This is a genomic window from Acidovorax sp. K2F, from assembly GCF_025246485.1.
Classification (GTDB): Bacteria; Pseudomonadota; Gammaproteobacteria; order Burkholderiales; family Burkholderiaceae_C; genus Acidovorax; species Acidovorax delafieldii.
Map to the genome: position 1 here is coordinate 59,184 of NZ_JAOBSQ010000030.1, position 11,675 is coordinate 70,858.

Here is an 11,675-nt window from a genome sequence, read left to right on the forward strand (position 1 = left end):
AGATGGCTGCAATTACCGCAAGCATGGTGGCTGAACTGCGTGGCAAGACCGACGCCCCCATGATGGAATGCAAGAAGGCGCTGACCGAAGCCGATGGCGACATGGCCAAGGCGGAAGAGCTGCTGCGCGTCAAGCTGGGCACCAAGGCAGGCAAGGCCGCATCGCGCGTGACTGCTGAAGGCGTGGTCGCCAGCTACATCGACGGCACCACGGGTGCTCTGGTCGAAGTCAACAGCGAAACCGACTTCGTTTCCAAGAACGACAGCTTCATTGCTATGGCCAACGCCGCTGCCAAGCTGGTGGCACTGCACAACCCCGCCACGGTGGAAGCCCTGGGTGCCCTGCCCTACGAGCAAGACAGCTTCGGCCCCACGCTGGAAGATGTGCGCAAGGGCCTGATCGGCAAGATCGGCGAAAACATGTCGTTCCGCCGCTTCAAGCGCTTCAGCGGCTCCAATCTGGCAGCCTACCTGCACGGCTCGCGCATCGGTGTGGTCGTCGAGTTCGACGGTGACGCCACCGCCGCCAAGGACGTTGCCATGCACGTGGCCGCCATGAAGCCCGTGGCCCTGACCAGCGCCGACGTGCCTGCCGATCTGATTGCCAAGGAGCGCTCGGTCGCCGAAGGCAAGGCTGACGAAGCCAACAAGGAACTCGTGGCTGCCGGCAAGCCTGCACAAAGCGCTGAAATCACGGCCAAGCGCATCGACGGCGCGGTGCAGAAGTACCTCAAGGAAGTCTCGCTGGCCGACCAGGTCTTCGTGAAGGCTGCCGACGGCAAGCAAACCGTGGCCCAGATGCTCAAGGCTGCCAACACCAACGTGAAGGGCTTCACCCTGTACGTGGTGGGCGAAGGCATTGAGAAGAAGGTGGACGACTTTGCTGCCGAAGTGGCTGCCCAGGTGGCTGCTGCCAAGGCTGCTGCCTGATCGTTCCCTGTAACCACCCCACCAAAGCCTCGTACCACTTACTGGAGAAATTTCCCATGTCCAACGCTGCACCAGCCCATAAGCGCATTTTGCTCAAGCTGTCTGGTGAGGCGCTGATGGGGGATGACGCCTTCGGTATCAACCGCGCCACCATCGTGCGCATGGTCGAGGAGATCGCCGAAGTGACCCGCCTGGGTGTCCAGGTGGCCGTGGTGATCGGTGGGGGCAATATTTTCCGTGGTGTCGCCGGGGGCTCGGTCGGGATGGACCGTGCCACCGCCGACTACATGGGCATGCTGGCCACCGTGATGAACGCCCTGGCCCTGGCCGACGCCATGGACAAGCAGGGCCTGGTGGCCCGCGTGATGTCCGCCATTGCCATCGAGCAGGTGGTCGAGCCCTATGTGCGCCCCAAGGCGCTGCAGTATCTTGAAGAGGGCAAGGTCGTGGTCTTCGCGGCCGGTACGGGCAACCCGTTTTTCACCACCGACACAGCAGCTGCCCTGCGTGGCGCGGAAATTGGCGCCGAACTGGTGCTCAAGGCCACCAAGGTGGACGGCGTTTATACTGCCGACCCCCAGAAGGATCCCACGGCGACGCGCTACACCAAGCTCAGCTTTGACGAGGCCATGTCCCGCAATCTGGGCATCATGGACGCGACTGCCTTCGCCCTGTGCCGTGACCAGAAGCTGCCCGTGAAGGTGTTCTCCATCATCAAACACGGCGCCTTGAAGCGCGTGGTGATGGGCGAAGACGAAGGTACGCTGGTTTACGCTTGATCACGATGGAAAGGCCTGCATTGCATGCAGGTCGGCCCGAGGAGAAAACATGACGATTGCCGACATCAAGAAGACTGCTGAAACCAAGATGGACCAGTCCATCACCGCGTTCAAGAACAACCTGCAGAAGATTCGCACCGGTCGTGCCAATCCGGCCCTGCTCGATACGGTGCAGGTCGAGTATTACGGCTCCCTGGTTCCACTGAGCCAGGTGGCCAACGTGGCGCTGATCGATTCGCGCACCATCAGCGTGCAGCCCTGGGAAAAGGGCATGGGCGCCAAGATTGAAAAGGCCATCCGCGAAAGCGACCTGGGCTTGAACCCGGCCTCCATGGGCGACCTGATCCGCGTGCCCATGCCTCCCATGAGCGAAGAGCGTCGCAAGGAAATGACGAAGCTCGCGCGCAATGAGGGCGAGAGCGCCAAGATCGCCGTGCGCAACCTGCGCCGCGATGCCAACGAATCCGTCAAAAAAATGGTCAAGGACAAGCTGGCGTCCGAAGACGACCAGAAGCGCGCCGAAACGGAAGTGCAAAAGTTCACCGACAAGCACATCGCCGAGATCGACGCGCTGGTGACCGCCAAAGAGCAGGAAATCATGGCGGTTTGAGCCCCCAGGGCTTGAACATTCCCATGTCTGTATCTCCGGTGGTGCCACACCACATTGCCATCGTCATGGATGGCAACGGCCGCTGGGCTACGCGTCGCTTTCTGCCGCGTCTGGCCGGCCACAAGCAAGGGGTTGACTCACTTCGCCGCTGCGCACGCGCTTGCGTGCAGCGCGGCGTCGGTGTGCTCACGGTGTTTGCGTTCTCTTCCGAAAACTGGAACCGCCCCGCCGACGAGGTCTCCGGCCTCATGGAGCTGCTGGCGATGGCGCTGGCGCGCGAGGTGCCCCAGCTCAAGAAAGACGGCGTGCGTCTTCATTTTGTGGGCGAACGTGGCAGCCTTTCGCCCAAGGTGCGAGACGGCCTGGGTCAGGCAGAGGCCGCCACGGCGGACAACACCCGCCTGGTGCTCAACGTCTGCTTCAACTACGGAGGCCGCTGGGACATCGCGCAGGCGGCTGCATCGCTGGCTGCCCGTGGCGAGCCCATCACCGAGGCCAGTCTGCACAATGCGATGGGATTGGCCCACGTGCCCGACCCCGACCTCGTGATCCGCACCGGGGGAGAAATGCGGATCAGCAACTTTTTGCTCTGGCAATCGGCATACTCCGAGTTCTTCTTCAGCAACCGACTGTGGCCCGATTTCGATGAGTCCGCCCTGGACGAGGCCATCGACGCCTTCAGCCGCCGCGAGCGCCGTTTTGGCAAAACCTCTGAACAGATTCTGTCCGCGCATCCTGATCCGATGCCGGGTTGAGAACCTGAACAGGTTCTGAAAGCCCCCATGCTTCAACAGCGCGTCATCACAGCCCTTGTTCTGCTGGCCATCTTGTTGCCCACGCTTTTCTACGCCAACACCATACCGTTCACGCTGGTCGTGCTGGTTCTGATGGCTGCCGGGGCTTGGGAATGGGGTCGTCTGAGCGGCTTTGGCCAAGCAGGTTCCGTGGCGGTGGGTGTGGCCTGTGTGGCCTTGTGCGCCGGGTCGTGGGCGCTGGGCTGGGTCGATCGCCCGTTGACTGCCCTGTGGGTGGTAGGCGGCGGGCTGTGGGTCCTGGCGGCTGCCTGGCTGCTCAAGGCCGGGGTGCCCGGCTGGCCCCGCATACCGGCCGGTTTGCGCCTGGTCGCTGGGGTGTTGGCCTTGTGGTTGGCATGGCTGGCGGTGGTGCAGGCACGCAATGTGGGCATCAATTTTCTGTTGTCGGTGCTGCTGCTGGTGTGGGTGGCGGATATTTTTGCTTACTTTGCGGGGCGTGCGTTTGGGTTGCGGTTTACCAAGGGCAAGTTGGCACCCTCGATCAGTCCTGGCAAGAGCTGGGAGGGCGTGTGGGGCGGCCTGGCGGGGGTGATGGTGATGGCCTTCGTCTGGGTGGCGGCCGATGCCCGCTGGCAGGCGGCAGTGCCCAGTTTCTACAGCCGTATGGCGCAGCAGGGCTGGTGGTTGCTGGTGATTGCGGCGTTGTTCATGGTGGCCATGAGCGTGTCGGGTGACCTGGTGGAGTCGCTCATCAAGCGCAGTGCCGGTGTCAAGGACAGCAGTGGCCTTTTGCCCGGACACGGCGGTGTGCTTGACCGCGTGGATGCCTTGCTGCCCACACTGCCCCTGGCCATGATGCTCACGCGCCTGACGACCCCATGATGAAACAACGACTCACCGTTCTCGGCTCCACCGGCTCCATTGGGACCAGCACGCTGGATGTGGTGGCGCGCCACCCTGAGCGCTTTGAGGTGTTTGCGCTGAGTGCGGCGACGCAAGTGGATCTCTTGCTGGCGCAGTGCGCGCAGTTTCGCCCGCGTTATGCTGTGATGGCCAGCGCCCCGCACGCTGCTGCCTTGGCTGAAAAATTGCAGGCCAATGGCCTTCCAACGCAAGTCATTCAATCGCAAGATGCTCTTGAAGTGATAGCGTCACACGATGAAGTGGATGCCGTGATGGCTGCCATCGTGGGGGCGGCCGGTCTTGCGCCCTGTCTGGCTGCGGCCCGCGCAGGCAAACGACTGCTGCTGGCCAATAAGGAGGCCCTGGTGGTGGGCGGCGGGTTGTTCATGCAGACCGTGCGCGACGGTGGCGCCACGTTGCTGCCCATTGACAGCGAACACTCGGCCATCTTTCAGTGCCTGCCAGAAGACCCTGCCACTTGGGCTGACCGTGTGGACAGCATCCTGCTCACGGCTTCGGGCGGCCCGTTCCGCCAGCGGGACCCTTCCACTCTGTCGCAGATCACCCCTGACCAGGCCTGTGCGCATCCCAACTTCTCGATGGGACGCAAGATTTCCGTGGATTCGGCCACGATGATGAACAAGGCCTTGGAGGTCATTGAGGCGCGTTGGCTGTTTGATCTGTACCCAGACCAGATCAAGGTGGTCATCCACCCGCAGCAGATCATCCACTCCATGGTGCAGTTCAAGGATGCTTCCATCCTGGCGCAGTTGGGGACGCCCGACATGCGCGTGCCGATTGCCTGCGGCCTGTCCTGGCCCGAGCGCATTACCAGCGGGGCCAGCAAGCTGGATTTCTCGACCCTGAGCGCCCTCGCGTTTGAAGACGCGGACGCCATTCGCTTCCCGGGCCTGCACCTGTCCTGGCAGGCGCTGAAGGCGGCCGAGGGGACCACTGCCGTGCTGAATGCGGCCAACGAGGTGGCGGTGGGCGCCTTTTTGTCGGGTCGGCTGCGTTTTGACCATATTCATGCGGTCAACCTTGCAACTTTGGATGCAGTTTCGCCCTCCAAGCCCGATTCGCTCGCCGCGTTGCTGGATCTGGACACCCAGGCCCGCCATGCGGCTGAACATGTGGCGGGCCGTCTGGCTGCCTGACTGCCGGCCCACTCAGGAACCAACCATCCATGCTGCTTACTATCGCTGCCTTCATCGTCGCCCTCGGTCTTTTGATCGCAGTGCACGAATACGGGCACTACCGCGTGGCGGTGGCCTGTGGGGTCAAGGTATTGCGGTTCTCTGTGGGTTTCGGCAAGCCGCTATTGCGCTGGCAGCCCCAGGGGTCTCCCACGGAGTTTGTGCTGGGAGCCTTCCCATTGGGGGGCTATGTGCGCATGCTGGACGAGCGAGAGGCACCCGTTGCCGCAGAGGAGCGGCATCTGGCCTTCAACACCCAGCCCCTGCGCTCGCGAGCAGCCATCGTTGCGGCTGGGCCCATCGCCAATTTGTTATTGGCAGTGCTGCTGTATTCGGTGGTGAACTGGAACGGTGTCGAGGAGCCCCGGGCCATTCTGGCAAGCCCGGTCGCAGGCTCTGTCGCACACAGTGCCGGTTTGCGGGGCGGTGAACTGGTAGAGCGCGCCGCGTTGGGAGCAGAAGACCTGGAGCCAGTTCGTTCGTTTGAAGACCTGCGGTGGCTGCTGACCCGCGGTGCGCTTGAGGGGCTGAACGTGCGTCTTGACGTCCAGTCCGCCCATGGTGCGGGCCATCGTGAGGTTGTGCTCGACATGTCCCGGATCGACAGCCGTGAGGCTGATGCCCAGCTGTTTCGCAAGGTCGGCATCCTGGGACCTTGGACCCGCCCTGTGTTGGGCGAGGTCATGGCGCAAAGCGCAGCTGAGCGCTCTGGCCTGCGCCAAGGTGATGTGGTGCTCAAGGTGGGGCAGACCGATGTGGTGGACGGCCAGCAATTGCGCGAGTTGATCCGGCAGTCGGTGCGGGGCAACGAGCCATTGGCGCAGCCTTGGCGCGTTGAGCGTGGTGGTCAGGTGATGACACTGGACGTGTTGCCCGAGGCTGTGACCGAACCGGCTAATACGGTGGGGCGCATTGGCGCCTACGTGGGAGCTGCACCAGAATTTGTCACGGTGGACTACGGGCTGGTCGATGGTCTGTGGGGTGGTGTGGTGAAGACCTGGGATGTGTCGCTGCTGACCCTGCGCATGATGGGTCGCATGGTGATCGGCGAGGCGTCGCTCAAGAACCTCAGTGGCCCCTTGACCATTGCCGACTACGCAGGCCGCTCAGCCAGCATGGGGCTGACGCAGTACCTCATCTTTCTTGCTCTGATCAGTGTGAGCCTGGGGGTGCTGAACCTGCTTCCGCTGCCAGTCTTGGACGGTGGGCACCTGATGTATTATCTTTGGGAGGGTGTCACGGGCAGGGGTGTGTCGGACGCATGGATGGAGCGATTGCAGCGTGGAGGCGTTGCTGTCCTGCTTGTCATGATGTCCATAGCTCTGTTCAACGATATCACCCGGCTCTTTGGCTAACACTTTTGCCGCGCTTGCCCTGCAATTGCGGCTCCCGCTTCATTCATGAAAAAACACATCAATCGCCTGGGCGTGCGTACCGCATCGGCCGTTGCAGCCATGATTTTTGCCGCCAATGCGGCATGGGCTCTGGAGCCATTCAAGGTGCAGGACATTCGCGTGGAGGGCTTGCAGCGTGTGGAGCCGGGTACCGTGTTTGCATCCATGCCCCTGCGGGTGGGTGACGACTACAACGACGAAAAAGGCGCCGCAGCAATTCGTGCGCTGTTCGGTCTGGGACTCTTCAAGGATGTGCGCCTGGAGGCCAGCGGCAACGTTCTGGTGGTGGTGGTCGAAGAGCGCCCCACTGTCGCCGACGTGGACTTTGCCGGTGCCCGTGAATTCGACAAAGATGCGCTCAAAAAAGCCATGCGCGAAGTGGGCCTGACGGAAGGGCGTCCTTATGACAAGGCGCTCACCGACCGCGCCGAACAAGAGCTCAAGCGCCAGTACATCAACAAGAGCCTGTACGGCGCGGAGGTGGTGACCACGGTCACACCCATCGAGCGCAACCGCGTGAACCTGACCTTCACGATCACGGAAGGTGAGCCCGCACGCATCAAGGAAGTGCGCATCGTGGGCAACAAGGCGTTCAGTGAATCGACGCTCAAGGGCCTGTTCGACCAGGACACGGGGGGCTGGCTGAGCTGGTACACCAAGTCCGATCGCTACTCGCGCACCAAGCTCAACGCCGACCTTGAAACCCTGCGCTCGTATTACCTGCAGCGCGGCTACCTGGAGTTCCGTGTGGACTCGACGCAGGTCGCCATCTCGCCGGACAAGCAGGACATCTCCATCACTGTCAATGTGACGGAAGGCGAACGGTATGTGGTGTCGGGCGTGAAACTCGAAGGCAACTATCTGGACCGCGAGGACGAGTTCAAGTCGCTGGTGACCATCCGCCCCGGTGAGCCCTACAACGCGGACCAGGTGACCGAAACTACCAAGGCGTTTTCCGAGTACTTTGCCCGCTTTGGTTTTGCATTTGCCCGCGTCGAGGCTGTGCCCGAAATTGATCGCGAGAACAATCGCGTCAATTTTGTGCTGCAAGCCGAACCAGCACGCCGCGCCTACGTGCGCCGTATCAACGTCAGTGGCAACAACCGCACGCGTGACGAAGTCATTCGCCGTGAGTTCCGCCAGTACGAAGCCTCCTGGTACGACGGCGACAAGATCCGCCTGTCCCGCGACCGCGTGGACCGTTTGGGCTTCTTCACGGAAGTGAACGTGGAAACCCAGGAAGTGCCCGGCTCGCCCGACCAGGTCGATCTGGTGATCAACGTGGCAGAAAAGCCCACCGGCTCGTTGCAACTGGGTGTGGGTTTTTCCAGCGCCGAAAAAGCGTCTCTCTCGTTCGGTATAAAGCAGGAAAACATCTTTGGCTCGGGCAACTACCTGGGCATCGACGTCAACACGAGCAAGTACCGGCGCACACTGGTGTTCAGCACCACCAACCCGTACTTCACGCCCGAAGGCATCTCGCGCACGCTCGATGTGTACTACCGCACCGACAAGCCCTATGAAGACCAGGGGGGCAATTACCAGCTGGTCACCACCGGGACCTCCGTGCGTTTTGGCGTGCCTTTCAGTGAGACCGACACGGTGTTCTTTGGCGGTGGGCTGGAGCAGACCCGCATCAAGCCCGGCACGAACATCCCGGCCACCTACCTGTTTTACGCAGACAAGTTCGGCTACAGCAGCACCTCGATTCCATTGACTGTGGGCTGGTCCCGTGACGACCGGGACAGCGCCTTGGCGCCCAACTCCGGCCGGTACCAGCGCCTCAATTCCGAATGGTCTGTGGCAGGCGATGCACGCTACGTGCGGGCCAACTATCAGTACCAGCAGTACATCCCCCTCAACAAGCGCTTCACCATTGCGTTCAACGGCGAGGCCGGTTATGGCAAGGGCTTGAACGGCCGTCCGTTCCCGGTATTCAAGAACTTCTACTCGGGTGGTCTGGGCTCGGTGCGTGGTTTCGACCAGGGCACCCTGGGACCACGTGATGTGACCGGGGCCTCGTTGGGTGGGCCCAAGAAGATCACGCTGAACACCGAGCTGATTGCTCCTTTCCCGGGTGCTGGCAATGACCGGACCCTGCGTGTGTTCACGTTCCTGGACGTGGGCAATGTGTACGGCGAGAACGACAAAGTTACCTTCAGTGACATGCGTGCCTCCGTGGGCCTGGGGCTGAGCTGGATTTCGCCGCTCGGTCCCTTGCGTTTGGCGTTTGCGCAGCCAGTGCGCAAGTTCGCCGGCGATAGAATCCAGAAACTGCAATTCCAGATTGGAACGTCTTTCTAATGAAATCCTTTTCTCGCCATCTCTCCGTGGCCTTGCTGCTCGGCACCGTTGCCATCGCAGCCCCTGCACAAGCGCAAGAGTTCAAAGCCGGTTTCGTCAACACTGATCGCATCTTCCGAGAAGCCACCACAGCCAAGGCTGCGCAGGCCAAGCTGGAGCAGGAGTTCTCCCGTCGCGAGAAAGAACTGGTGGACCTGGGCAACACCCTGAAGACTGCCAGCGACAAGTTTGAGCGTGAAGCACCCACCATGGCGGAGAGCCAACGCACCGCGCGCCAGCGCCAGCTGGTGGACCAGGACCGCGACTTCCAGCGCAAGCGCCGTGAATTCCAGGAAGACCTGAGCGCCCGCAAGAACGAAGAGCTGTCGCAAGTGCTCGAACGCGCCAACAAGGTGGTCAAGCAGGTGGCCGAGGCCGAAAAATACGACGTGATCCTGCAAGAGGCCGTCTACATCAACCCCAAGCACGACATCACCGACAAGGTGATCAAGGCCCTGAATGCCGCTGCTGCAGCCAAGTAAGCCGCTGCGCAAGACAGGTGGCGCGTGAGCAGCTTGCTTCTCGGGCACATTGTTGATGCGCTCGGTGGTTCGCTGGAAGGAGGTGCGCGGGAAACCGTCATCGCCCGCATTGCGCCACTGGAGGTTGCGGGTCCGGGAGACCTCAGTTTCCTGAGCAATCCCCGCTACCAACAGCAACTGGCCGCCTCCCGGGCGGCCTGTGTCATTGTGGCGCCTGCCATGCGCGATACCGCATTGGAGCGCGGCGCATGCATCGTGGCCGACAACCCGTATGTGTACTTTGCCCGCGCCACCCAGTTGTGGCGCCAGCGCAATACACCCGCGCGGACGTCCGGTGTGCACTCCAGCGCAGTGGTTGATCCCTCGGCGCAGGTCCACCCCTCGGCCACCATCGGTCCTCTGTGCGTGATCGAACGGGGGGCCTCGGTGGGCGCAGATACCGTGCTCAAGTCGCGCGTCACCGTGGGCGAGGGCTGCAGCATCGGCGCGCGTTGCATCGTCCATGCGGGCGTGGTCATTGGCGCTGATGGTTTCGGTTTTGCGCCGGAAAACGGGCAGTGGGTCAAGATCGAGCAACTGGGTGCCGTGCGCGTTGGAGATGACGTCGAGATTGGCGCCAACACCTGCATCGACCGGGGTGCGCTGCAGGACACGGTGATCGAAGACGGCGTGAAGCTCGACAACCTGATCCAGATCGGGCACAACGTGCGCATCGGCAAGCACTCGGCCATGGCTGGGTGTGTAGGCGTGGCGGGCAGCGCCACCATCGGGGCGCATTGCACGGTGGGCGGTGGTGCCATCGTGTTGGGGCACCTGGAGCTGGCTGACAACGTGCACATCTCGGCCGCGACGGTGGTCACCCGATCTCTCACGCGGCCTGGCCAGTACACCGGCATGTTCCCCATCGACGACAATGCGCGCTGGGAAAAAAACGCTGCCACACTCAAACAATTGCACAGCCTGCGCGAGCGCATCAAGGCGCTGGAGCTGGCCCTCAAGGCAGCATGAACGGAAGAACAACTCGATGATGGATATTCACGCAATTCTCAAACAACTGCCCCACCGCTACCCGTTTTTGCTGGTGGACAAGGTGATCGAGTTAGAGAGCAACACCCGCATCAAGGCCATCAAGAACGTCACGTTCAACGAGCCCTATTTCATGGGGCATTTCCCTGGCCGTCCGGTGATGCCGGGCGTGTTGATCCTGGAAGCACTGGCCCAAGCTGCGGGCCTGCTGGCGTTCGATGCCATGGGCAAGGTGCCCGATGAAAACAACATTTACTACTTTGTCGGTATCGATGGCGCGCGGTTCAAGCGCCCTGTGGAGCCCGGCGACCAGTTGATCCTGACCATCACCATCGACCGCGTGCGCGGTGGCATCTGGAAGTTCAAGGGCGTGGCGAGCGTGGGCGAAGAGGTGGCCTGCGAGGCCGAACTCATGTGCACCATGCGCAACGTCGGTTGACCGGTTCAGGCCTGTTGGATCGTGAGCAATATTCACCCCACAGCCATTGTTGCGGACGGCGCCCGCCTGGACCCTACGGTCACGGTGGGGCCCTACACGGTCATTGGCGAGCATGTGTCCATCGGCGCGGGCACCACAGTTGGCGCGCATTGCGTGATCGATGGGCGCACCACGATTGGCGCTGACAACCGCATTTTCCAGTTCAACTCCATCGGCGCCATCCCGCAGGACAAGAAGTACGCAGGCGAGCCGACCGAGCTGGTCATCGGTGACCGCAACACCATCCGCGAATTCTGCACGCTGAACCTGGGCGTGCCCCAGGCCGGCGGCATCACCACTGTGGGCCATGACAACTGGATCATGGCGTACACCCACATCGCGCACGATTGCCATGTGGGCAACCACACCACGCTGGCGAACAACACCACGCTGGCAGGGCATGTGCACCTGGGCGACTGGGTAACGGTGGGCGGACTCACGGGCATTCACCAGTTCGTCAAGATTGGTGCGCACGCCATGGTGGGCTTTGCCAGCGCAGTGTCGCAGGACGTGCCGCCTTTCATGCTGGTGGATGGCAACCCCTTGGCCGTGCGCGGTTACAACGTGGTGGGGCTACGCCGCCGTGGCTTTTCGGCCGAGCGCATTGCCGCGGTCAAGCAGATGCACAAGCTGATTTATCGGCAGGGCCTGACGCTGGAGGCCGCGCGTGCCGCTATTGCAGAGTTGGCGCAGTCCGCACCGCAGGCCGGTGACGATGCGGCGATGATGGAGCGGTTCCTGGCCGACGCCACGCGCGGCATTGCGCGCTGAGGGCTTGGC

The 11,675-nt window shown here is 62.2% G+C and carries 12 protein-coding genes; all 12 read left to right on the forward strand.

Annotation, left to right across the window (positions count from 1 at the left end; all coding sequences use genetic code 11):
• Positions 1 to 2 precede the first annotated feature (2 nt).
• Genes tsf through lpxA form a run of 12 tightly spaced genes read left to right on the forward strand, consistent with a single transcriptional unit; the run spans position 3 to position 11,666 of the window.
• Positions 3 to 929: a translation elongation factor Ts gene (tsf, locus tag N4G42_RS09450; protein WP_015013552.1), complete on the forward strand. Its 927-nt coding sequence runs from the start codon at positions 3 to 5 to the stop codon at positions 927 to 929.
• A gap of 56 nt (positions 930 to 985) precedes the next feature.
• Entirely contained in the window at positions 986 to 1,708 is a 723-nt protein-coding gene (gene pyrH / locus N4G42_RS09455; protein WP_008906712.1) for a UMP kinase, read from the forward strand.
• 49 nt (positions 1,709 to 1,757) lie between these two features.
• Positions 1,758 to 2,318 (forward strand): ribosome recycling factor, encoded by a 561-nt coding sequence (gene frr, locus N4G42_RS09460; RefSeq protein WP_260666974.1) that lies wholly within the window; start codon positions 1,758 to 1,760, stop codon positions 2,316 to 2,318.
• A 23-nt stretch (positions 2,319 to 2,341) separates the two neighbouring features.
• Positions 2,342 to 3,073: a polyprenyl diphosphate synthase gene (uppS, locus tag N4G42_RS09465; protein WP_260666975.1), complete on the forward strand. Its 732-nt coding sequence runs from the start codon at positions 2,342 to 2,344 to the stop codon at positions 3,071 to 3,073.
• A 27-nt stretch (positions 3,074 to 3,100) separates the two neighbouring features.
• Positions 3,101 to 3,955, forward strand: coding sequence for a phosphatidate cytidylyltransferase (locus N4G42_RS09470; protein WP_260666976.1), 855 nt, complete (start codon positions 3,101 to 3,103; stop codon positions 3,953 to 3,955).
• Positions 3,955 to 5,133: a 1-deoxy-D-xylulose-5-phosphate reductoisomerase gene (ispC, locus tag N4G42_RS09475; RefSeq protein WP_260667106.1), complete on the forward strand. Its 1,179-nt coding sequence runs from the start codon at positions 3,955 to 3,957 to the stop codon at positions 5,131 to 5,133. The genes N4G42_RS09470 and ispC overlap by 1 nt, the downstream gene beginning before the upstream one ends.
• A 29-nt stretch (positions 5,134 to 5,162) precedes the next feature.
• Complete coding sequence (gene rseP / locus N4G42_RS09480) at positions 5,163 to 6,527, forward strand: RIP metalloprotease RseP (protein WP_056743620.1); 1,365 nt, start codon at positions 5,163 to 5,165, stop codon at positions 6,525 to 6,527.
• 45 nt (positions 6,528 to 6,572) lie between these two features.
• Positions 6,573 to 8,870: an outer membrane protein assembly factor BamA gene (gene bamA / locus N4G42_RS09485; protein ID WP_056067201.1), complete on the forward strand. Its 2,298-nt coding sequence runs from the start codon at positions 6,573 to 6,575 to the stop codon at positions 8,868 to 8,870.
• Positions 8,870 to 9,391 carry an OmpH family outer membrane protein gene (locus N4G42_RS09490; RefSeq protein WP_056067203.1) on the forward strand — a complete coding sequence of 174 codons (522 nt, stop codon included), beginning with the start codon at positions 8,870 to 8,872 and terminating at the stop codon, positions 9,389 to 9,391. The genes bamA and N4G42_RS09490 overlap by 1 nt, the downstream gene beginning before the upstream one ends.
• 24 nt (positions 9,392 to 9,415) lie before the next feature.
• Positions 9,416 to 10,399, forward strand: coding sequence for a UDP-3-O-(3-hydroxymyristoyl)glucosamine N-acyltransferase (lpxD, locus tag N4G42_RS09495; protein ID WP_260666977.1), 984 nt, complete (start codon positions 9,416 to 9,418; stop codon positions 10,397 to 10,399).
• A 16-nt stretch (positions 10,400 to 10,415) separates the two neighbouring features.
• Positions 10,416 to 10,856 (forward strand): 3-hydroxyacyl-ACP dehydratase FabZ, encoded by a 441-nt coding sequence (gene fabZ / locus N4G42_RS09500; RefSeq protein WP_056067207.1) that lies wholly within the window; start codon positions 10,416 to 10,418, stop codon positions 10,854 to 10,856.
• A gap of 21 nt (positions 10,857 to 10,877) precedes the next feature.
• Positions 10,878 to 11,666: an acyl-ACP--UDP-N-acetylglucosamine O-acyltransferase gene (gene lpxA, locus N4G42_RS09505; protein WP_056743616.1), complete on the forward strand. Its 789-nt coding sequence runs from the start codon at positions 10,878 to 10,880 to the stop codon at positions 11,664 to 11,666.
• Positions 11,667 to 11,675 lie beyond the last annotated feature (9 nt).

What these genes read in the sequence shown, in the direction of transcription:
- tsf (WP_015013552.1), top strand. Translation starts at nt 3, where the DNA reads ATGGCTGCAATTACCGCAAGCATGGTGGCTGAACTGCGTGGCAAGACC.
- pyrH (WP_008906712.1), top strand. Translation starts at nt 986, where the DNA reads ATGTCCAACGCTGCACCAGCCCATAAGCGCATTTTGCTCAAGCTGTCT.
- frr (WP_260666974.1), top strand. Translation starts at nt 1,758, where the DNA reads ATGACGATTGCCGACATCAAGAAGACTGCTGAAACCAAGATGGACCAG.
- uppS (WP_260666975.1), top strand. Translation starts at nt 2,342, where the DNA reads ATGTCTGTATCTCCGGTGGTGCCACACCACATTGCCATCGTCATGGAT.
- N4G42_RS09470 (WP_260666976.1), top strand. Translation starts at nt 3,101, where the DNA reads ATGCTTCAACAGCGCGTCATCACAGCCCTTGTTCTGCTGGCCATCTTG.
- ispC (WP_260667106.1), top strand. Translation starts at nt 3,955, where the DNA reads ATGAAACAACGACTCACCGTTCTCGGCTCCACCGGCTCCATTGGGACC.
- rseP (WP_056743620.1), top strand. Translation starts at nt 5,163, where the DNA reads ATGCTGCTTACTATCGCTGCCTTCATCGTCGCCCTCGGTCTTTTGATC.
- bamA (WP_056067201.1), top strand. Translation starts at nt 6,573, where the DNA reads ATGAAAAAACACATCAATCGCCTGGGCGTGCGTACCGCATCGGCCGTT.
- N4G42_RS09490 (WP_056067203.1), top strand. Translation starts at nt 8,870, where the DNA reads ATGAAATCCTTTTCTCGCCATCTCTCCGTGGCCTTGCTGCTCGGCACC.
- fabZ (WP_056067207.1), top strand. Translation starts at nt 10,416, where the DNA reads ATGATGGATATTCACGCAATTCTCAAACAACTGCCCCACCGCTACCCG.